Source organism: Streptomyces sp. WG5 (genome assembly GCF_049974565.1).
Classification (GTDB): Bacteria; Actinomycetota; Actinomycetes; order Streptomycetales; family Streptomycetaceae; genus Streptomyces.
The window spans coordinates 22,958-43,339 of the sequence record NZ_JBNGGC010000035.1 but is presented as its reverse complement, the minus strand read 5'-3'; the positions used below and the strand labels follow the sequence as shown (position 1 = coordinate 43,339).

Annotated in this window: 18 protein-coding genes, 2 pseudogenes and 3 CRISPR repeat arrays; of the genes and pseudogenes, 4 read left to right on the top strand and 16 right to left on the bottom strand. The window is 71.3% G+C overall.

Annotation, left to right across the window (positions count from 1 at the left end):
- Positions 1 to 39: 39 nt before the first annotated feature.
- A CRISPR array of direct repeats spans positions 40 to 1,411; the repeat unit is 29 nt; unit sequence CTGCTCCCCGCACCCGCGGGGATGGTCCC.
- A 69-nt stretch (positions 1,412 to 1,480) separates the two neighbouring features.
- The 6 genes and pseudogenes from istB to ACP4IX_RS29425 form a co-directional block, all read right to left on the bottom strand.
- Positions 1,481 to 2,266, bottom strand: coding sequence for an IS21-like element helper ATPase IstB (gene istB, locus ACP4IX_RS29450; RefSeq protein WP_426557541.1), 786 nt, complete (start codon positions 2,264 to 2,266; stop codon positions 1,481 to 1,483).
- Between the two features lie 5 nt (positions 2,267 to 2,271).
- Complete coding sequence (gene istA / locus ACP4IX_RS29445; protein WP_426557602.1) at positions 2,272 to 3,507, bottom strand: IS21 family transposase; 1,236 nt, start codon at positions 3,505 to 3,507, stop codon at positions 2,272 to 2,274.
- 446 nt (positions 3,508 to 3,953) lie between these two features.
- Positions 3,954 to 4,334, bottom strand: a complete 381-nt coding sequence (locus tag ACP4IX_RS29440) for a hypothetical protein (protein ID WP_426557539.1) — start codon at positions 4,332 to 4,334, stop codon at positions 3,954 to 3,956.
- The gene (locus ACP4IX_RS29435) at positions 4,334 to 5,722 is read right to left on the bottom strand and encodes a hypothetical protein (protein ID WP_426557538.1); all 1,389 of its coding nucleotides are present in this window, start codon (positions 5,720 to 5,722) and stop codon (positions 4,334 to 4,336) included. The genes ACP4IX_RS29440 and ACP4IX_RS29435 overlap by 1 nt, the downstream gene beginning before the upstream one ends.
- Positions 5,719 to 6,168, bottom strand: coding sequence for a hypothetical protein (locus ACP4IX_RS29430; protein ID WP_426557536.1), 450 nt, complete (start codon positions 6,166 to 6,168; stop codon positions 5,719 to 5,721). The genes ACP4IX_RS29435 and ACP4IX_RS29430 overlap by 4 nt, the downstream gene beginning before the upstream one ends.
- A 211-nt stretch (positions 6,169 to 6,379) precedes the next feature.
- Positions 6,380 to 7,030: pseudogene (locus ACP4IX_RS29425) on the bottom strand (transposase family protein); the annotation flags it as partial.
- Between the two features lie 102 nt (positions 7,031 to 7,132).
- On the opposite strand from ACP4IX_RS29425, the gene ACP4IX_RS29420 reads away from it, so the two are divergent.
- Positions 7,133 to 7,555 carry a hypothetical protein gene (locus ACP4IX_RS29420; protein ID WP_426557534.1) on the top strand — a complete coding sequence of 141 codons (423 nt, stop codon included), beginning with the start codon at positions 7,133 to 7,135 and terminating at the stop codon, positions 7,553 to 7,555.
- A 140-nt stretch (positions 7,556 to 7,695) separates the two neighbouring features.
- On the opposite strand, the gene ACP4IX_RS29415 is transcribed toward ACP4IX_RS29420, so the two are convergent.
- Positions 7,696 to 8,067 (bottom strand): hypothetical protein, encoded by a 372-nt coding sequence (locus ACP4IX_RS29415; RefSeq protein ID WP_426557532.1) that lies wholly within the window; start codon positions 8,065 to 8,067, stop codon positions 7,696 to 7,698.
- A 406-nt stretch (positions 8,068 to 8,473) separates the two neighbouring features.
- On the opposite strand from ACP4IX_RS29415, the gene ACP4IX_RS29410 reads away from it, so the two are divergent.
- The 3 genes from ACP4IX_RS29410 to ACP4IX_RS29400 all read left to right on the top strand — a co-directional run bounded on the left by ACP4IX_RS29410 (position 8,474) and on the right by ACP4IX_RS29400 (position 12,730).
- A complete protein-coding gene (locus ACP4IX_RS29410) occupies positions 8,474 to 9,127 on the top strand; it encodes a hypothetical protein (RefSeq protein ID WP_426557530.1) in 654 nt (217 codons plus the stop codon).
- Entirely contained in the window at positions 9,124 to 10,959 is a 1,836-nt protein-coding gene (locus tag ACP4IX_RS29405) for a hypothetical protein (protein ID WP_426557528.1), read from the top strand. Before ACP4IX_RS29410 ends, ACP4IX_RS29405 begins: the two co-directional genes overlap by 4 nt.
- A gap of 275 nt (positions 10,960 to 11,234) precedes the next feature.
- A CRISPR array of direct repeats spans positions 11,235 to 11,629; the repeat unit is 29 nt; unit sequence CTGCTCCCCGCACCCGCGGGGATGGTCCC.
- Between the two features lie 78 nt (positions 11,630 to 11,707).
- A CRISPR array of direct repeats spans positions 11,708 to 12,103; the repeat unit is 29 nt; unit sequence CTGCTCCCCGCACCCGCGGGGATGGTCCC.
- 111 nt (positions 12,104 to 12,214) lie between these two features.
- Entirely contained in the window at positions 12,215 to 12,730 is a 516-nt protein-coding gene (locus tag ACP4IX_RS29400) for a YfbM family protein (protein WP_426557526.1), read from the top strand.
- A gap of 29 nt (positions 12,731 to 12,759) precedes the next feature.
- On the opposite strand, the pseudogene ACP4IX_RS29395 reads toward ACP4IX_RS29400, so the two are convergent.
- The 9 genes and pseudogenes from ACP4IX_RS29395 to ACP4IX_RS29355 all read right to left on the bottom strand — a co-directional run.
- Positions 12,760 to 13,565, bottom strand: a pseudogene (locus ACP4IX_RS29395) (IS5 family transposase); the annotation flags it as partial.
- A gap of 185 nt (positions 13,566 to 13,750) precedes the next feature.
- Positions 13,751 to 14,920 carry a GNAT family N-acetyltransferase gene (locus tag ACP4IX_RS29390; RefSeq protein WP_426557524.1) on the bottom strand — a complete coding sequence of 390 codons (1,170 nt, stop codon included), beginning with the start codon at positions 14,918 to 14,920 and terminating at the stop codon, positions 13,751 to 13,753.
- A gap of 9 nt (positions 14,921 to 14,929) precedes the next feature.
- Complete coding sequence (locus ACP4IX_RS29385) at positions 14,930 to 15,460, bottom strand: MaoC family dehydratase (RefSeq protein ID WP_426557522.1); 531 nt, start codon at positions 15,458 to 15,460, stop codon at positions 14,930 to 14,932.
- Entirely contained in the window at positions 15,457 to 16,302 is an 846-nt protein-coding gene (locus tag ACP4IX_RS29380) for an HpcH/HpaI aldolase/citrate lyase family protein (RefSeq protein ID WP_426557520.1), read from the bottom strand. Before ACP4IX_RS29380 ends, ACP4IX_RS29385 begins: the two co-directional genes overlap by 4 nt.
- Positions 16,303 to 16,309: 7 nt before the next feature.
- Entirely contained in the window at positions 16,310 to 16,540 is a 231-nt protein-coding gene (locus ACP4IX_RS29375; RefSeq protein ID WP_398126419.1) for an acyl carrier protein, read from the bottom strand.
- Entirely contained in the window at positions 16,537 to 17,553 is a 1,017-nt protein-coding gene (locus ACP4IX_RS29370) for a beta-ketoacyl-ACP synthase III (RefSeq protein ID WP_426557518.1), read from the bottom strand. The genes ACP4IX_RS29375 and ACP4IX_RS29370 overlap by 4 nt, the downstream gene beginning before the upstream one ends.
- Positions 17,550 to 18,575, bottom strand: coding sequence for a 4-hydroxy-2-oxovalerate aldolase (gene dmpG / locus ACP4IX_RS29365; RefSeq protein ID WP_426557516.1), 1,026 nt, complete (start codon positions 18,573 to 18,575; stop codon positions 17,550 to 17,552). The genes ACP4IX_RS29370 and dmpG overlap by 4 nt, the downstream gene beginning before the upstream one ends.
- 13 nt (positions 18,576 to 18,588) lie before the next feature.
- Positions 18,589 to 19,458, bottom strand: coding sequence for an acetaldehyde dehydrogenase (acetylating) (locus ACP4IX_RS29360; protein WP_426557514.1), 870 nt, complete (start codon positions 19,456 to 19,458; stop codon positions 18,589 to 18,591).
- Between the two features lie 109 nt (positions 19,459 to 19,567).
- Positions 19,568 to 20,365, bottom strand: coding sequence for a 2-keto-4-pentenoate hydratase (locus ACP4IX_RS29355; RefSeq protein WP_426557512.1), 798 nt, complete (start codon positions 20,363 to 20,365; stop codon positions 19,568 to 19,570).
- Positions 20,366 to 20,382 lie beyond the last annotated feature (17 nt).

Sequence of the window (20,382 nt, the reverse complement as noted above, 5' to 3'; positions counted from 1 at the left end):
AACACGGCACTGCGACAATAAACTCGCAGGTCAAACAGTCTGCTCCCCGCACCCGCGGGGATGGTCCCGAGGAGATCGACGGGATCATGTCCGGCCTGGTCTGCTCCCCGCACCCGCGGGGATGGTCCCCCCGCGGGAGAAGCAGAAGAAGAAGTCCCGGGCTGCTCCCCGCACCCGCGGGGATGGTCCCACGGCGAGCGCGATTGAGGTGCTTGTCATGCCCTGCTCCCCGCACCCGCGGGGATGGTCCCGCATTCAGCCTGCAACCATCGGGGAAGTTCGGCTGCTCCCCGCACCCGCGGGGATGGTCCCGGTCCGGGGGCATGGCCACCGCTACAAGGGAGCTGCTCCCCGCACCCGCGGGGATGGTCCCGGTGTGGGCGCGGCCCTCACCGTCAACGCGACCTGCTCCCCGCACCCGCGGGGATGGTCCCACGGCGGGCGGGGATATCGGCATCACCTACGACCTGCTCCCCGCACCCGCGGGGATGGTCCCTACTCGGGGAGCGGCGGCAGCGGGCAGGGCGTCTGCTCCCCGCACCCGCGGGGATGGTCCCTCGGTCTCGTGCCAGCGGACGTGCTCCACGTCCTGCTCCCCGCACCCGCGGGGATGGTCCCCCGACCGGAAAGAACCTCGGCCCGGACTGGACCTGCTCCCCGCACCCGCGGGGATGGTCCCGCGACGGTGTCGCCTTCGGTGAGGGGACGCCCCTGCTCCCCGCACCCGCGGGGATGGTCCCCGGGGCGGCCCGCCCGATGACCACGGAGGTAGCTGCTCCCCGCACCCGCGGGGATGGTCCCGGCAAGCTCACCGCCATCGACACCTCGTCGGCCTGCTCCCCGCACCCGCGGGGATGGTCCCATGCCGGGAATGGCATTCGATGCGGGAACAGGCTGCTCCCCGCACCCGCGGGGATGGTCCCCCGAACCGCAGCTCCTCGGCCCACGCGCCGAGCTGCTCCCCGCACCCGCGGGGATGGTCCCAAGCCTTGCCGGACCGTACAGGGCCGCTACTCCTGCTCCCCGCACCCGCGGGGATGGTCCCTCGTTCCGAAGGGCATCGAGCTTCCTTCGGTTCTGCTCCCCGCACCCGCGGGGATGGTCCCACCCGAAAACCACAGGTGCCCCCGGACCGAGGCTGCTCCCCGCACCCGCGGGGATGGTCCCTGCGCGCCATCGGGCCCGAGGCGGGGCGCGGCCTGCTCCCCGCACCCGCGGGGATGGTCCCAACACGGACGACGTCCGCAACTACTGCAACCACTGCTCCCCGCACCCGCGGGGATGGTCCCGGTTCCGCGCCCTCGTCCTGGCGCTCGTCCCCCTGCTCCCCGCACCCGCGGGGATGGTCCCGACACCACCGCGGGGTCGATCCGGAAGATCAACTGCTCCCCGCACCCGCGGGGATGGTCCCTACTGTCGGCGGTCTCTGAACCTGGACCCCTTTGGGGTCGGTGACTTTTGACCCCGTGTGTGCAGTTGTTCACCCGGTTGTCGCGCTTGGCGGGCGTCCGATGTCGCGGTCCTTGAGCCGGTAGGACTCTCCCTTCAAGGAGAGCACATCGGCGTGGTGGACGAGACGGTCGATCATGGCGGCGGCGACGGTGTCGTCACCGAAGACCTCGCCCCAGCGTCCGAAGGGCTTGTTGCTGGTCACGATCACGGACGCGCGTTTGTAGCGGCCCGAGATCAGCTGGAAGAACAGGTTCTCCGCTTCCGGTTCGAACGGGATGTAGCCGACTTCGTCGATCACCAGAACGGGGACGCGCGCCAGACGCAGCAGCTCGTCCTGGAGCCTGCCGGTGGTGTGGGCGGCGGCCAGGCGGTCGACCCACTGTGAGGCGGTGGCGAACGCGACGCGGTGCCCGGCCTGGCAGGCACGGATGCCCAAGGCGATGGCCAGGTGGGTCTTGCCGGTGCCGGGCGGGCCGAGGAAGACCACGTTCTCCTTGCCGGTGATGAAGTCCAGGGTGCCCAGGTGGGCCACCGCCTCCCGTTTCAGCCCGCGCAGGTGGGTGAAGTCGAACTCCTCCAGGGTCTTGCGGGCGGGGAAACGGGCCGCGCGGATGCGGCCCTCCCCGCCGTGGGCCTCGCGGGCGGCGACCTCGCGCTGCAGGCAGGCGGCCAGATACTCCTGATGCGTCCAGGACTCGGCGCTGGCGCGTTCAGCGAGCCGGTCGGCAGCATCCAGCAACGCCGGCGCCTTCAACGCACGGCTGAGGAAGGCCAGTTCGGCAGTGACGTCCCGGGACGTGGTGGGGGTGGCCATGAGTTTCACTCCTCTCCGCCGCCGCCCTCGATCAGCTGGAAGACACGGTCGTAGGCCGGCAGATCCGGCTGGGCGACCTCCACCGCAGCGGCATCGGTCCCGGCCCGGCGGTACTGGCCGCGCATCACCGCGGCGGCATCGGCGTGGTCCGGGTCGGTCAGCGTCTGATGGCGGGCCCAGCAGCGCGCATGCTCGGCGACCAGGCGGCCGTCCAGATGAGCCCGCACCGTTTCGGTGTCCGCCTCGATCCGCACGATCCGTCCGATCGCGGCGGGGTGCACGGAGTAGTCGCAGGTGTCCAGGCGGATGTAGTGGTCCCGGCCGATCCGCACCGAGGTCTGCCACCAGCGCGGCGGCGCGGTCGGCGGCAGCGGCAGCATCGCGGCCCGGTCAGCCTCCCACCGCTCGGCCGGACGGGCATCCAGCGTGCGGTGCACCCGCCGGTTGGCGACCTCGAGCCACCCGGCCAGCTGCGTGTTGAAGTCGGCCGGGGAGGAGAACACCCGGCCGGGCAGGAACGATGTCTCCAGGTAGCCGTTGGCCCGCTCGACCAGGCCCTTGGCCTCCGGATCGCGGGGCCGGCACAACATCACCCTGCAGGCCAGCAGCCCGGCCAGCGCGGCGAACTCCTGCCCCAGCACGGCCCGTCCCTCACGGCGGCGGCCGATGGCGGGCTCGTTGTCCCACACCAGTGCCTTCGGCACCGCGTTCCAGCCGGACAGCAGGTCCCAGTGCCCGCTCACGAGATCGGCGGCCTGCCTCGACGGCAGCATCCGCGCAGTGATCACCCGCGAGTACCCGGCCACCATCACCAGCACCGGCGGGCGCCCAGTCTGCCCGAAGCCCAGCGGGATGTCCGCCGGCGGGAACCACAGATCACACTGGGCCAGCTCGCCGGGCCGATACGCCGTCCGCGAGACCGGATCCGCCGGAAGATAGACCGGCCGCAACTCCCGCACCCGCCGCTTCAGCACCGACAACGACCGTTCCCAGCCGATCCGCTCGGCGATCACCGTCGCGGGCATCCGCGGATACTGGGCCAGCAGCTCACGGATCGCCGGCTCCACCGCGTCCACGATCGAGCCCTTCGGCGCCCGCCGGTACCTGGGCGGATCATCACTGGCCACGGCCCGCCGCACGGTGTTCCGGGCGATCCCCAGATGCCGCGCGATCCCCTTGATCGACATGCCCTCCGCACGGTGGAGCCGCCGGATCTCAGCCCAGTCCTCCACACCGATCACCTCTTCCACCTGACTCCCATGGAGCCAGACTGATCACTTGATCACGGAAGGGGTCACTTTTCATCGACCGATAGGGGGTCACGGTTCGCGGAACGACGACACGCGGACAGCAGCGGCGCCGAACGCACGGTCGCGGCTGTAGGCCTACAGGTTCAACAGAGCCCGCGCGCCTCTCCGCAGGGGTTGTTTCGTTGCCGGGGTGGATGAACACCGGGCGGTGGGGCGAGCGGTGGTCGGCGTCTCGCTGCCGGTCTTCCGGCAAGGCGGCCGTGCTCCAGACCCTCCACTCACCGACTCGTACGGTGATGTAGCCGTGACGACCGGTCCACGGGGCTGGATATGCTCGGTCGGCGAGCATTGCGTTGCGGTGAACGCGGCCACTGACTTCTGGTCGCCGAGAGCGAGCCGGCCGGTGTCATGGCGTGAGCGTCTGAACCGACCGGGACTCACGCCCCGCTGGACACCCACCGCACCACCGCGACCACCCCCAGCACCACAGCCGGTACCGCCCACGGCCACCGCATCACCCGCCGTACCGAGGGCGCCAGCCACAGCGCTCCCACCGCGCCCGCCAGGACGACTGACAGGCCACAGGCCAGCTCGATTCCGCCGTACGCCGCCTGGTCCCAGTCGCCGTCCGGACGGGTGCTGACGGCCAGCCAGAGGAAGAAGGCAGCCGCCAGGGTCAGCAGCACCACCGGGACGGCGAGGATCACGCGGAGCAGGCGGCGGTCGTCATCGGGGTGGTGCGGGCGGTCGTCCACCGGGTGACGGGAGTGACCGGTCTCCTGCCTGCCGCCGGTGCGCGAGGGGTTCGAGGACTGCATCAGCGGATCGCGTTCCTTGCCTGGTCCAGATGATGGGCGAAGTCGCGGCCATAACGTTGCGCCTGGTCGTTCTCCCAGTACGGTCCCCCGTTGTACCGCGCGGCAAGCTCCTGTTGCTCTTCCACCGTCATCTCCTCCGGGGGTACGTCGGCGAAGTCGCTCTCCGCCTTGAGCTGGGCCAGGTACTCGGCGGCGATGAAGATGTTCTGTCCCGGGTCCTGGAGGGATTCCTCCACCGTGGCTCGCTGTTGGTCGGTGAGGTTCTCCGGGTCGTAGCCGAGCACCTCGGCACCACGCCGTACCTGGATGGCGATCGGCCCGAAGGACGTCTCGTCGGGGTCGCCGCCCAGTCGCGACGGCAGGTTCTCCGGCGCGATGGGGCTCAACGGGGAGTCCGCCTGTTCCCGGATGGTGTCGGTGATGTCGTCGAGTGGGCCGGGCTGGCCGGCGATCTCCTTCCAGGCGATGCCCGCCACCATCGACGGCGGCAGTCCGGAGTTCTGCGCGGCGGCCTTGATGACGTCCTTGTTGGCCCGGATCCACTCGGTCTTCTCCTGGTCACCGGCAGGCGGAATCCAGTAGCTGTCCGTCGCGCCCGGCAGTGAGGCGAGCTGCATCCGGATGTCCTGGAGCGTCGGGGAGACCGGCTTGTCCCCGGCCGTCGGGTAGTAGTCCTGCTTGGGGCCGCTGCCCGGCAACCGGGTCACCGGATTACTGCTGGCTTCGGCCGCCTCGCGCCGGAGGTCGGGCATGGCGGCGGCGACGTCCACCCGCTCGGTGAGGAACACCTGGAAGTCCGGCACCAGGTCGTACGCCTGCTTGAGCTCGTGGACGCAGAGGGCACGGGCCTCCTTCTCGGTGGTCCACGCCAGGTGGAAGTCACCGCCCGCCGCGTCGTGCAGCCGGTTGGCCTCGTCCCGGATGTCGTCGACGTCCATGGTCAGCTCCGCGAAGAAGTCCAGGACACCGGTGGTGTCGCGCATGTCCTCCCACTGCCGCATCGGCTCGGCCTCCTGAGCCGTGCGGGTGATCGCGGTGCCCTTGGTGCGAATCAGGTCCGCGAGCGCCTGCTCGCTGACCAGGCCACTGGAGTAGTACGCCTTCGCCAGCGTCAGCGCCTCCGCGTAGCGACGCAGCGCACCCGCCGCGTGCCCGTAGGCTTCGTCGAGCTCGTCGACCAGACGGCGGCCCTCGGTGAGCCGGGCCGTGTAGTGCGCGCTGCCCTCGCTGCGCCACTCGGTGTGCTTCTCCGCCCGCTCCGCCGCAGGAGCGACAGCCTTCAGGAGCGCCTGAATACGGTGGAATTCGTCCGCGTTGCGCTCCACCAGCGGCGGGTTGCAGTTCTCCAGGAACTCGACGTCCTTACGGTAGCCAAGTCCGTCGCTCATCGCGTTCCCGGCGAGACGTAACGGCCGTCGAGCACGGCCTCCAGGAACCGGCGGGCGGTCTCGTCCTCGATCTCCGCGAAGTCCCCGCCGACCGTCCGCAGACGGGTCGACAGCGCCGCGAACAGGGCCGTGGTGTCCAGGAACTGGTCACCCGCGAACTCGGCGAAGCGCTCCACCTGACGCGCCACGTCCCCGTGCGCCCTGGGCTCCCGTGCCATGGTGGTCAGCTCGGCGTCCGGCCGGCCTTCGTGAAGCAGCCCGGCGATCTCCACCAGCAGGTTGGAGTTCCCGTTGATGGAGTCCGCCTTCGCCACCAGATCCTTGCCCGAGGCGGCCGGCGCGCCTCCGCCGGAGTCCGCCGGCAGCTGGTTGAGCCGCATGCCGCCCTCGGCCTGCCGCGCCCGCGCATCGGCTTTCAGCTGCGCCCATTCCTGCTCGAAGGACACCCGGCCCCCTTCTGTTCCGACCGCATCTTGTCATGTCTATTCACGCTCTGTAGGCCGGAACGGTTCTGGGGGGAGCAGTGGAGAACCTGCGCCGGTCAGCTCGCCAGGATGCGGTCGGCCGAGCTCGGGCTCACGGAGGCCACCGTGCGCGAGCTTCTCGCCGGGTTCGAGATCGAAGTCCTGGGGATAGGCACATTCCCTCGCCCGTCCTACCGGCGAGAGCCAGGTTGCGCAGTCGGGCCATGCCGAGGACGGTCTGGTGAACACCGTCTCCGCGTAAGCGGCAGTCGCGGAGGATCTTGTAGGTCTTCATCCGGGAAAAGGCATGCTCGACGCGGGCCCCGGCTCGGCGGTGGACGGCATTTTCGGTCAGTTGTTCAGATGTGAGGAGTCTGTCTTCGCGCGGCCAGTGCGGGATGAGGGCAGATGTGCCGCGATAGGCGCCGTTGCCAAGGACAGGCGCGTTCATCACCGCGCGGTCGACGCTGGAGTCCCGGTAGGCACGGGCGTCGTCCGGGGCGCCACCACCCACCTGTGGAGCCTGCTCCGCGAACGGGCTGGCGTAGCGAGATCCACATCTGATGATGCTCGTCGGCCTGCTTGATCGGACGGTCGCAGACGCTGCAGCTGTGAGCGGCCGTGGCGCCCCAGCGCCGGAAATCCAGGTCCCGTGGCGAGATCCGTGGCGGAGGCTGAGGTAGGCCGCAACCGCGGAACCCTGGTCTCGACGACCTCGGGCGGTATCCGGACCAGATTGCGGCCGTAGAGCACAAGGTGTTTCACCGCGGTCAGCCCGGCCATACCCGAGCCGCGCTCCCGTCCGAGCGCTCCCGTCCGTGTGGTTCTGCGATCCGTCGGTCATCCACAGGCCGCAGCCGTCGTTGATCCGAAGTGGGACCCTCGCGGAAAGCCGCAGCAGCCGCGCCGACGGTGCGCGGCGAGGCCGACAGGAGGAATCACAGCGATGACGCAACCGGCCATCACCGACCTCGCCACCGCCCTGGACGCCGACCAGGCCGACGCCGTGCTCTGCGCCGCCTGGGACGCGTTCGACGTCGTAGGCCGACTGGCGGACGCCCTCGCCCTCGACGAGGGCAGCGACGAGATGCAGGCCATGCTCGCCGGCATCAAGTGTGCGGACGGCCGCCGCCTGTTGCCGCCGCCCGAGAACGGCCGGCCTCTGGAGACTCCGGTCGCGTCCCCCGGCAGAACCGGGCTCGAGCCGTACGGGGCGCTGCTGCGCCACGTCGACGTGGCCCTGCGCCGGCTGGCTTCCGTACCGGAATGCGCGGACGACGCGGAGCAGCTCAACCTCACGGCCGGCCACGCGGCAGCCGCCGCTCATCTCCTCATGACCGTCCGGCAGGACGGTGGCGGGACCTCATGACCGTCACGCTCGGAGAGCTCTACGACGTCCTTCACCACCGCCTTGAACGAGTCACGTCCGTCACTCTGCCCGGAGACGACGTCTTCGCACACGCCCTCGCGATCAGACAGCTCGACACCCTGGTCGGGCACGTACACCTTTTACTCGGCCAGCCGGGGGACCCTGTCGACGCCGCTGCCGGCGACACCTTCCACCACCTCCGCCACGCCCGGCGCGCGCTCGCCGGTGCAGCCCGCTGGCTGCCGCCGGTCACCCCGGACAGCGCGGCGAACGACGGCATGCTCGGTACCGCGGTGCAGGCCGGCGGAGCCGTCATCGACCTGATCCGCGGACACCGCGACGGCACCGGTGCTCCGGTCACCCCGTACGCGCTCGCCTTCACCACACGCTCCGCACAGGCGTACCACCTGCGCCACGTCTCCAGGATCCTCCATTCCACGAGCCGGATCCTGCACACCGTCAACCAGAGACTCGACCACCGCAACGCCTCGGTCAGGCTCCAGACCGCTCACGCCTCCCTGCAGTACGCGTCGGTCCAGGCCCGGCACCACAGCGCCGACGCGGATCCGGCGCTGGCCGCCTTCCCTCAGGCTCTCCCGGTCATTCCGGTCCCCGCCCTCCCCACCGACCCGCTCACCCAGGCCGCCGACCGGATCCGGGACGACTGCGAGCGGCTCTCCCGCGCTGCCTACGAGACTCTCCACAGCCGTTCCGGTCAGCCCCTCAGCGGATCCGACCTGCAGTCGATCATCCGGTGGCGGTCCCTGGGCACCATGCTCGCCGGGCGGCTCCTGGTGCAGGCCGCCGCCGAGGCACCGAAGGAGGGGGGGCACGTCGCTCAGCAGATGCGCGGACGTCTTCCGCAGCGCCGGCCGAGCGTGGAGAGAGGTCTAAGAGCGCTGGGACCGCGTCGTCGACGTGGACGACCCCCGGATCCGTCCCCGGCTGCCCCGGCCGAGCTACGAGATGATGCGCCGAGGCCAGATCTCCCGCATGCCGCGGGGAACGGCCCCCCACCCGGCCGTGGAGATCACACACGCATCAGTCCTCCGCGCGGGACGGCTCCTGTTCGGCGCCGACTGGGACCCCGACTCCGCGAGCGGCCCGCCCCGGACACGGCCGGCCCCCGAGATCGTGGCCGACGCGGGAGGCGTCGCCGAACTGGCTCAGACCGTGTACCGCCTCACCGTCGCCGACTGGCGGATCGCGGTGGCCGCACCCCAGGCCGTGACGGCCATCGAACACCGCCTGCTCACCGACGCCCCCGAACACCATCCCGTCGGCCACCCGTACCGCTTCTACCAGCTCCACGACCATCAACTGGATCGCCTCCGCGCCCCGTTCCAGCAAGTCTGCGCCGCTCAACAGGCCGCAGCGCAGAGCCTGCTGTCCACCGCTCCGGCCATCGGCATGGACACCAGCCGCGCCGTCCTCGACGCGGCGGCTCACCGCCACATCACCGCCCGGGCCTGGGCCCCGGTCCCCGCCGCGGCCCCCACGGCGCGGGGCGTGATCGAGCGAGGGCCCGCCATGCCTGCGCCGGCCACGCTCGGGAGAGGGGCCCGCCTGTGAGCCGACGTCCGCGCCACTTCGCTGCGGAGGCCAACGGTTCTCCCGCCTCCCGGCTCGGCTCCGCCGTCCTGCTCCGTGACGAACGGCAGCAGCCGCCGTATCCGCCGCCCGAACCGCCCGTACCGGCCGACGAGTCCGCGCACGTACGGCAGCGGATCGCGGCCACCCTCGAGCAGGGGAGCGCCGAGCGCGCCCCGGCACCCACGAAAGAGGAAGCCCGGCCACTCGCCACGCCCGACGCCGAGGCGGCGCCGGAGCCGTCCGGCGAAGAGGCGGTTCCCGACCCCGTCACCACCGGTGGCGAACACCTGCGGGCCATCGCCGAGGCCGCCTTGCTCCGGGCACGGCCGGAGAATCGGCCCGGCGCCCGGGCGAAGTCGCCGACACCGGCGGAACGGAGGAACTCGCTGCGGGACCGCGCACTGGTCCGGGCCGCAGCCGCGCCCTCCCGGGAAGAGCGGGACCTGCCGCTGTGGACCGGCACCGACCTGCCGACCGGTAGCTGGAGCAAGAAGGGCGGAATCCTCCACGACGCCTACGGTGTCCCCCAGTGGCGGCTCAAGACGGCCCCGGACCCGGCCTCCGGGACACAGACGCCCGCGAAAGCTCCCTCCGAGAGCGGTCCGGCCGTCCCGGGAGCCGACACCTACGAACCCGTCGATCTCCGGCAGGCCTTCACCTCCACCGTTGCGAACGCCTGGGCCGACACCGTCCCGCCCGAACACGGCACGGTAGAGGACCTGCTCGAAGCCGTCGACGTGCCGCTGCGCGAGCTGGAGGAACAATGGCGGCGGGCCGTGCCCGCTCCCCGAGCCGACGGCGAACGGCAGACGGCACCCGCCCCGGCCGGCCTCGACGGCCCCATGTACTCCCGGCGCGATCCGGGGCCGGTCGACGCGGCCCTGCGACAGGCCGGCACCCACGCCGCCGCGCTGCGGGACTTCCCGGAATGGCAGCGACTGCAGAACGTCCGGGGCGCCACCACCCACCTGTGGAACGTGCTTCGCGAACAGGCGGGCGAGTACTTCGGCCAACTGCGCACCGACCTCCGCGTGCAGGGCTTCTGGCGCACGGTCTCCCTCCGCACCGCCACAGCGATCGGCAACTGCGCGCTGGCTCTCGCCGACCGGGTACACCGCGGCCCCCGCGGCGGCGACCTGCCCACCGCCGAAGCCCTGCTCAAACTCGGCGACGCAGCCCTCGCCTACAGCAACCCCGGCATCCCGCGCCCCGACCACCCGGCTTCCGACGCCGCCGCCGACGGCATCGCCTCCGAAGTGCGGCAGTTGCACACCACCCTGCGGACCGGTGCACCGGTCCCGTACTCGACGCAGGGGGAGGCAGCGCACGCCTCCCGGGAGATTGCCGAGGCCTTCCAAGCGTGGCGGGAAACGCCCATGGGCCGGGAACTGACCGCGTCCTCGAAGCACCCCAGGGTGGCTGCCTTCCGGCAGGCATGGCAGCGGCTGCCCGCCGCAGACCTGCCCGACGGCCCCGGCACTGCGGCCGGCCCCTACGGCGACGTCGGCCGCAGCGCACAGATCCTGGTGGAGCGGGCCGAGGCCGCGAACGCCCAGCGTGCCATGGCCGGGCAGCCCGCCCGCTTCGCCACAGCAGATGTGGACGCCCTGCGGGCCGTCGCCACGCTGGCCGAGCACCACGGCGGACGGCTCGCGGTCACCCTGCCGCCCGGACTCACCGGCCACGCACTCCATCGGATGCGCGGCCCGCAGACGGCCGCGCCGTCCCCCGAAGCCATCGCTCCGACGGCGTCGGCAATGTGGTCTGCGACAGCAGCACGTCCGGCGCCCGCGCTTCGATGCCCGCAATGACCACGGACAGGGCAGCGGCCCATCACCGTGAGACCGGTTGCAGGCCGCGCGAGCTGGTCCTGCTGCGGGACGGCGGCCATGGGCCGTTGAACAGCAACGAGCGGAGTTCGGTGATGGCCACGCTCCGCCGCCGCTGCGGTACTCCGTTGTCCTCCTGTCACCACATCTCCTTGTTCAGGCCTACGGGTTCACATCGCCTTATGCTCTATTTGTCGGAATCTGTAAAAGTAACTGAAAACACGCCTCTGCGGCTATAAACTCGCAGGTCAAACAGTCTGCTCCCCGCACCCGCGGGGATGGTCCCTCTGGGCACGAGGAAGGTTACCGAGGGCTCGACTGCTCCCCGCACCCGCGGGGATGGTCCCTTCTCGAACTCGCGGCCGCCGATACGGATGCGCTGCTCCCCGCACCCGCGGGGATGGTCCCGAGGGCGACGTCACCGCGGACGACTTCGAGGACTGCTCCCCGCACCCGCGGGGATGGTCCCCGTGCTGCGAGCAACTCGTATTCGATGTCCGTCTGCTCCCCGCACCCGCGGGGATGGTCCCCAGTTCCCCGCGTGCTCGCCCTGCTCGTTGTGCTGCTCCCCGCACCCGCGGGGATGGTCCCCATCCCGGTCAGGGCGTCGTACTCCGAAACCACTGCTCCCCGCACCCGCGGGGATGGTCCCCTCCCGGTAGGAGAGGGATCGGCCCTTCTGCGCTGCTCCCCGCACCCGCCGGAATTCGGCCAACCGGCGCGACAGGCGTCTGCTCCCCGCACCCGCGGGGATGGTCCCACCGGGGAGAGGCGCGCGCCGACCTGCCAGACCTGCTCCCCGCACCCGCGGGGATGGTCCCTCCTCGGCGTACGTGCGGACGGTGCGCGCCGGCTGCTCCCCGCACCCGCGGGGATGGTCCCAGGCCCTTGCGCCCGCCGTTCACGGTGCCCTTCTGCTCCCCGCACCCGCGGGGATGGTCCCCGCGCCGAGATCACAAAGTTGCAGGCGCAGATCTGCTCCCCGCACCCGCGGGGATGGTCCCTTCGGCCTTCGCCCCGGTCGTGGCGGAGTCCACTGCTCTCCGCACCCGCGGGGATGGTCCCGTCGTGTAGTCCTCCGCGACCACCCTGCGGTGCTGCTCCCCGCACCCGCGGGGATGGTCCCCGCGCGGCTGTACCTGGAGGTCCCTTAAGACGTCGTTTCTTATGGCTGACTGCAGGCAGTTGGCGGACATGACCGGAGCGATGTCAGAGTCTGCGACTAGGGTTCGCGCCCATGGGCATCCACTGCGAGTACGTCCGTCTCTCCCCTGCTGAGCTGCAGCGGTCGTTGAGTGATCCGTCCTGGGCGCAGGAACACATCGACGAGCTGGGTGATGCCTGGGCGGAAGAGGACCCGCTTCAACCCGAGAAGGCACCGTATTTCAGCATCGAGAAGTCGTGGCACAAGCTGCACTACCTCATTGCCGCCCACGGTGGCATGCCGGTCGATGTCATCCACGGAGGGGCTGAGCTTCCGTTGGAGGACGACATGGACTACGGACCCGCCAGGTATTTGACCCCCAAGGACGTGGCCCGGGCCAGCGGCTGCCTTGCCACCACACCGTTTGACGAGTTGGCACGGCACTACGACCTGGCGGCCATGCGCAGCGCCGAGATCTACCTCCTGCCGGAGTCCGAAACCGGAGTCCCCTCGGACCTGGACACTCTGCGGCACCGCTACGAGGAACTGGCCCGGTTCTTCTCCGCTGTCGCCACCGCAGGCGATGGCGTAGTCCTCATGCTGGCCTGACACGGCTCCCAGCCTGTCTGATCGGAGCATCTGTCCAGACGGCGGTGGCAGATGAGGGCTGCGGCTATTCCGACGAAGGCGAGGAAGTGCTCGGCCTTGCGTTCGTAGCGACGGTGCAGGCGGCGGCAGCCGGCCAGCCAGGAAACCGTCCTTTCGACCACCCAGCGGTGGCGGCCCAGCCGCTGGGAGGACTCGATTCCCTTGCGTGCGATGCGGTGACGGATGCCTCGCTTGCGGAGCCATCGGCGCAGGTGGTCGTAGTCGTATCCCTTGTCGCCATGGAGTTTGGCCGGTCGTCGGCGGCGCGGTCCGCGCCGGGAGCGGATGGGCGGTATCCCACGCACAAGCGGTTCCAGGCCGAGGCCGTCGTGCATGTTGGCGCCGGAGATGCCCAGTGACAGGGGCAGACCGTTCCGGTCGGTGATCAGGTGGATCTTCGATCCGTTCTTGCCGCGGTCGGTCGGATTCGGTCCGGTCAGTGGCCCCCTTTTGCTGCCCGGACACTGACGGAGTCGATCGCACATCGCGACCAGTCCAGGTCGCCGCGGGCGCCGAGTTCATCGAGGACGACCCGGTGGAGACGAGCCCACACCCTGGCCCGGCTCCACTGGGCGAAGCGCCGGTAGACCGTCGGCCAGGCCGGACCGAACACCGGCGGCAGTTGACGCCAGGTGCAGCCCGAGGTGGCTACAAAGATGATCGCCGCAAGAGTCTCGCGGTCACCTGCCCGCCGTCGCCCCCCGCCCTGTGGACGCTGCACCTCAGTCGGTGGCACTACTCGCCGGAACAGGACCCACAACTCATCCGGCACCAACCGCTGAACCAGATCCGTCATGCACGGTTCAACGAGTGATCACGCCATAAGAAACGATGCCTAAGTGCATGCTCCCCGCACCCGCGGGGATGGGGCCTCGTGCGCTGGGTGGCGGACTCTTCGGCGGAGAATTCCAGCAGTGTCCAGTGCCGCGGCTGGTCATCTCCGGTCGTCATCTCGGTCCGCGATTTGCAGGGGGATCCCGGTTAGAAGTGGTCGGGTAGCCAGGGCTCGAGCTGTGTCGTGCTGCGGAGGAGGGTCGCGAGTGCCTTCTCCGATACGGCGTGGACTCCGGCCATTCGGGCCGAGGTGGTGGACCGGTAGCCGCCGGCGTACCAGACCGCGAGCTGGCGCCGTGTGAAGGTCACCTGTCCCTCGACGTGGGTGGGGACGATCTCTGCCGCTCCGGTTCTGATTCTGAGCATCCACCGGTCCCAGTCACCTGTCTCGTTCTCGATCTCGACCGGTACGGCGGTGGTGAGGTCGCCCGGCCAGCCGCGGAGCCGGATGGCCTCAGGGACGTCGAGGATGCGGAGCATCCAGGGGTGCCAGGCTTCGGCGGTTGTTCGGTGGTGGCGGAGTCCGTGGAGGAGGGTGGGGTAGGGCGGGAGGGCGCCGCGCCGGAAGTGGGTGGTGCGGGTGCGGGTGTTGTGGCGGCCCAGGAAGGCGAGAATGGCGGCGGCGGTGGGCCGGTCGGCGGCCCAGAAGTCGTGGACGGTCAGGTTCATGCCGTGGCGTTCGTGGCGTTCGGTGGTGAGGCTGAGCAGGCCGGTGGTGGGGTGGCCGGGCCGGGTGAAACGGTAGGTGGTGAGGTTGCTTTTGGCCTGCTTCCACCGGGTCCACCAGGTGGGCCGGCGGACGGGGCCGTTCCACTGGCGGGCGAGGTCGCGTTGGAGGGCTTCGGCTTCGTCGGCCGGTCCGTGCTCGACCTGGAAGTCGCCACTGGTGAAGCTTCGTTTGAGGTCGTCGGTGGCCACCGTCCAGGCGAGGACGCCGGTGGGGGCTTCCCAGCCGAGGCGGCGGGCGTAGCCGGTGGAGGAGGTCACGATCGCGGAGATCACCGCTCCGCGCGCGATCAGGGGGCGCAGTCGTTCGGTGGCCATGTCGGTGGCCAGGTGGTCGCCGCGTTCCTCGGGGGCGACACATCCGTCGCCGAGGCATGCGCTGGGGACGGGGGCGCCGCCGAAGAACTGGTCGACGAGGAGGCCGAGGCCGCCGGCGACGACCCGGCCCCCGCGTACGGCGACCTGGAGGTCGGCGTGTTCGCGCAGGTGGGTGATGTCGCCGATGGGGTGGCCGTAGGCGCGGGTGGCGAGCCGGTCGTACTGCTCCCACAGGCCGTCGTCGGCCGGGGCGAAGGTCAGCTGCTGGTTCATGGTCCGCCTTCAGTAGTGGGTGGCGTCGCGGGCGGCGTCGGCGTCCAGGGGGACGAGGAAGGTGCGGTGGAAGGCCAGGACGCTGGTGTCGACCTGGTTGTGGGCGGTGGTGCGGCAGGTGATGACCCCGGTGTCGGGGCGGCTTTCGGATGCCCGGCGGGCGAGGATCTGTGTCTCGGCGTACAGGGTGTCGCCGATGTGGACCGGTGCGGTGAAGTGCACCTGGTCCACGGCGAGGTTGGCGATGGTCAGGCCGCTGACGCTGCGGACGGTCATGCCGGCCACGAGGTTGAGGGTGACGCCGGAGCAGACCAGGAGGCGGCCCCACCGGGTCTGGCTGCTGTAGTGGGCATCGGTGTGGATGGGAGCGACATTGCCGCTCAGGGCGGCGCCGAGGAGGCTGTCGAGTTCGGTGACGGTCCGGCCGGGCCGGTGCTCGATGACCAGGCCGGGGACGAGCTCGGGATAGGAGAGGCCGACGTTTTCGCGGATCCGGTCGGTGCCGGTCCGGCGGTAGCCGTGGGGCGGGGCGGAGGTCATGTCGTACGGTCCGCTTCGGCGACGAGCGCGCGGGCGGCGTTGAAGAAGGGGGTGCCGCGCATCTGTCCGTTCACGGTGGTCACCGTTCCGCCGCCGGCGTCGGCGGCCGCGAGGACGGCGCGGGCTTGGGCGAGCTCCTCGGCAGAGGGGGTGAAGACGTCGTTGATCACCTCGACGTGGCGGGGGTGGACGCAGCCCTTGCCGTGGAAGCCGAGTTCCTTGGCCCGCTCGGCGTCACGGCGTAGAGCATCGGGGTTGTCGAGTTCCCAGGTGGGGGCGTCGATGGCGGGGATGTTCGCGGCGGTGGCCGCGTTGATGAGGGCCGAGCGGGCGTAGTGGAGGGCGTCCCAGCCCAGACCGCAGTGGACGGAGGCGGCGTAGTCGGCGGAGCCGAAGACGACACCGCCGAGCCGGGGCGCGCGCGTGATCGCGGAAAGGGTGTCGAAGGCCCGGGGGCTCTCGATCAGCGCCCAGATGTCGGGGGTGTAGCCGTCGGTGTCGAGTGCGGCGGCGACGATGTCGATGTCGCGGGGGGATTCCACCTTGGGGACCACGACGAGGCCGGGCCGGTCGGTGTAGGCGGCGAGGGCGACGAGGTCCTTGATGCCGTCGAGCGTCGTGAGGCTGTTCATCCGGATGCCGAGGGTGCACGGCGGGTCGGGGAGTGTGAAGAACGCTTCGCAGGCGGTGCGGGCGGTCTGCTTGTCGGCCGGGGCGACGGAGTCCTCGATGTCGACGACGGCGACCGCGGCGCCGGACTCCTGCGCGCCGGCGAAACGGTCGTCGCGCAGTCCGGGGGTGATGATCCAGGCTCGTCCGGGCGGACGGCTGGTGCTGGTCATGGGGTGGTCACCTTCCGCTGCGCCTGCTGGTGATGAGGAGGTCGAGCCGGCCGAGGGTCGCGGCGTCCCTGATGTCGCTGTCGCTGACGTCGATTCCGAAGCGGTCGGCGAGGAGGACGGACAGCTCGACGACGGCGAGGGAGTCGAATCCCGCGTGGTCGAGGCCGGCGTCGTCGGTGAGCCGGTCGGCGGGCAGCCTGAGGTCGTGGATCAGGAGACTGATGAGATCACCGGTCATGTTCGGCTCCCTCCGGAGGACGTGTATCCCGGAGGACGTGTTGGGGAGAGGTCGGGCCAGGTGAGGGCGACGGCGCCCCAGGCCAGTCCGGCGCCGAACGCGGTGAGCAGGGTGCGGTGGCCAGGCTTGAGGCGGCCGTCGGCGGTGGAGTGGGTGAGGAGCAGGGGGATGGACGCGGCGCCGGTGTTGCCGACCTCGCCCACGTTGTCGAGCCGGTGGTCGTCGGGGACGCCGAGTCGGCGGGCGACGAACGAGGTGATGCGGCTGTTGGCCTGGTGCGGGGCCAGGCGGTCGACGTCGCCGAGTTCCCAGCCGGCGGCGGTGGCGGCCTCGCGGGAGGCGGTGGACATGCGGTCGACCGCGTGCCGGAAGACATCGGCTCCCTCCATGCGCAGGGCGCCAGGGCGGGAAGCCCGGATCAGCTCTGCTCCGGTGCCGTCGCTGCCCAGCACCACAGGCCCGAGCGCCCCGTACTCGTCCGGGCTTCCGCGGCGCAGCAGCACGGCTCCGGCGCCGTCGCCGAACAGCGGGACGGTCGTGCGGTCCTCGGGGGCGGGAAGGGCGGCGAGGCGGTCGGCGCCGACGACCAGGGCGGTCCGGGCGGTGCCGGCGGCGATGAACCCAGCCGCCGTGGCGAGGGCGTAGAGGAAGCCGGTGCAGCCTGCCGCGAGGTCGTGGGCGGGGATGCCGGTGAGCCCGAGCCGGGCGGCGACGACGGGGGCGGTGGCCGGACAGCAGCGGTCCGGGGTGGTCGTGGCCACCACCAGGGCGTCCACCGGATCAGGTTCGCCGTCGGCGAGAGCCTGGGCGGCGGCCCGGACGGCGAGGTCGGTCGTGGACAGGTCCGCCCCGGCGACGTGCCGCCGGATGATGCCGGTCCGCGAGCGGATCCACGCGTCCGTGGTGTCCAGACGCGCGGTCAGGTCGGCGTTGGAGACGACGTGCGGGGGCAGCGCTGCGCCGACTCCGCAGATGACGGCCGCGCACCCCGCACCTCCGGGGACGGCGGTCATCGGGTGGCCGCCTTGAGCTGCCGGGCGACGTCGCCGATCAGGTCTTCCTGCCCGGCGACGACCTGCCGCTCGCCGAGGGCGATGAACAGGTCGACGGGGTCGACTCCTTCGGCACGGGCGGTCTGGAGGACGGGCCGCCTGAAGCCGGAGAACACCCCGGCCAGCCCGCCGGCCACGGCGATAGAGTCGATGGACGGCGGGTCCTTCATGAGGCGGTCGGCGGCGATGTCGGCGGCGGCCAGGACTTCGCGCAGGCCGACGCCGGTCTCGACGCCACGGCGCTCGAGGACGGCCACGAGGACTTCGAGCTGAGTGTTCCCGGCCCCGGCGCCGAACCCGCGGGCGGTCGCGTCGATGACTGACGCCCCGGCGTCCACGGCGGCAAGGCTGTTCGCCACGGCCAGGCCCAGGTTGTTGTGTCCGTGGAAGATCACCGGCACGTCGACGGCGTCGGCGATGGCGTGCACGCGCTCGGTGACGTCGGCCGGGAGGTAGTGGCCGGCGGAGTCCATGACGCCGACGGCCTGGGCGCCGAACCTCACCATCAAAGCGCACTGTTCGGCGAGCTCGCCGGGACCGGTCATGTGGCTCATGAGCAGGACGCCCTGGGCTTCGGCTCCGAGGTCGCGGACGACACCGAGGTGGCGTTCGGTGACGTCGGCCTCGGTGCAGTGCACGGCGATCCGTACGACGTCGGCGCCGTGGTGGACGGCCGCCGCCAGATCGTCGGAGGTGCCCCAGCCGGGGGCCATGAAGACGCCCATCCGCGACGAGGTGAGAGCCTCACGGACGGTGGTGAGCATCGTGGCGTCGTCGAGGGCGGCGCGGCCGATCTGGAGGCTGGAGGCGCCCAGGCCGTTGCCGTGGCCGACCTCCACCACCGGCACTCCGGCGGCGTTCGCGGCGGCGGCGTAGACGCGCAGCTGGTCGGCGTCGAGCCGGTGGCCGACCGCGTGGTGGCCGTCGCGCAGGGTCGGGTCGTGCAGGAGGATCCGGGGCCGCTGGCGCGAGCTGGTGTCCATGGGCGGGTTCCCTTCATCGGGAGGCGGCGGCCGACTGCTCGGCGAGCAGGACGGCGGCGGCGTTGATGATGTCGACGCTTCCGGCGTGGCGGGGCAGGCGGCCGCCGGAGGCGGTCACCTCCACGGCGACCGAGATCCGGCCCGGGTCCACGGCGAGCGAGGTCACCTTGAACCCGGGCGTGTAGGTACGCACGGCCCGGGCCGCGGCCGCGATCCTCGTGCGGACCGGTGCGGGACGGATGCCGTCCGCGAGGACGGTCATGGCCACCCGGAAAGGCGGGGCGGGCCGGGCGGGGCTGAGATTGACCATCACCTTCGCGTCCCGGGTGCCGGTGAAGGTCCGGATCGCGGCAGCGGTGGTGGAGATGTACTGGTCGAGGTTCAGGCGGGTGGCCCGGCCGGCGCTCGCGCTCGCCGCGGTGGAGACCACTTCGATGTACGTGGGGGTGCAGTCCCGGGAGACTGCGTGCAGGACCGGGATGGCAGCCTGTCCGCCGCAGCTGACGAGGTTCAGGTGCCGGTGGACCGCCGGCGGGCCGCTGTCGACGCCCGGCACGAAGGCCGCGCCGAGACCCGTCGGGGTCAGGTCGATCAGGGTCGCTCCGGTGGGGTGCAGCGCCACCCAGTGCTCGGCGTGGCTCTCGGCGTTGGTGGCGTCGAAGACCACGTCGAAGGGCCCCGCCTCCACCACGGTGCGGATCCCGCCGGCCGTGGTCGGATGGCCCTTCTCGGCCGCCCGGCGCAGGCCCAGGCTGTCCCGGTCGCGGCCCGCCACCAGGGCCAGTTCCAGCTTCCTCGACCGACGGATCCTGTCGACGAGGTCGATCCCGATCAGGCCCGCGCCGAGCACGGCGACACGCAGACGCTGTTCATCAGCAGCCATCGGCCGCTCCTTCGTTCGGGTGGAGAGGTGATGCACGTGGAGAGGTGAGGCAGTGGAGAGGTGATGCACGTGGAGAGGTGATGCATGAGGGGTGCGCCGACGGCGACGGCTAGCGCACGTGCAACTCGACCGGCGGCAGCCGCAGCCGCAGCGAGTGGGCGCGTACCGTGCTCCGGGCTTCCAGAGGGAGGCTGGCGTGCACGGCCCCGGCCAGGACCAGCTGCCCGGCACGCAGGCTGTCGCCGGAGCGGTGGAGCCGTCCGGCGAGCCACGTCAGGGCGCGGAGCGGGTCGCCGAGGACGGCGCAGCCGGCCCCGGTCGCGATGGCGGTGCCGTCGACGCTGACGACCAGCTGCTCGGCGGCCAGGTCCATGTCCGCGCTGAGCGGCACCATGGGCCCGGTGACGACGCGCGCGCATGACGCGTTGTCGGCGATGCTGTCCGCGACCGTGAGGCACCACGTGGTGAACCGGGTGTCGATCACCTCCAGGGCGAGGAACACCTCCTTCACCGCCGCCCGTGCCTCGTCGACGCCCACGTCCGGGCCCGCCAGGTCGCAGCCGAGCCGGAAGGCGATCTCGGCCTCCACTCGTGGCTGCATCAGCACACACCGGGCCAGGGTGCTGCCGGTGGGCAGCACCCTGTCGTCCAGCAGAACGCCCGAGTCCGGCTCGTCGACGCCCATCTGCTCCTGCATGGCCCGAGAGGTCACCCCGGCCTTGTGGCCGACGACGCGGGCGCCGTCCGCGATCCGCCGGGCCGCCGCCGCCTTCTGTACCCGGTAGGCAGTTTCCAACGGCAGCCCCGGCCGTCGGACGCTCAGCGCGTCGATCGGCACCTGCTCGTACTCCGCCGTCAGCAGAGCCGAGGCCGTAGCGGAAACCCAGCGGTCATCCTGCTCGTCCATGACGATCCCTCCTCGGA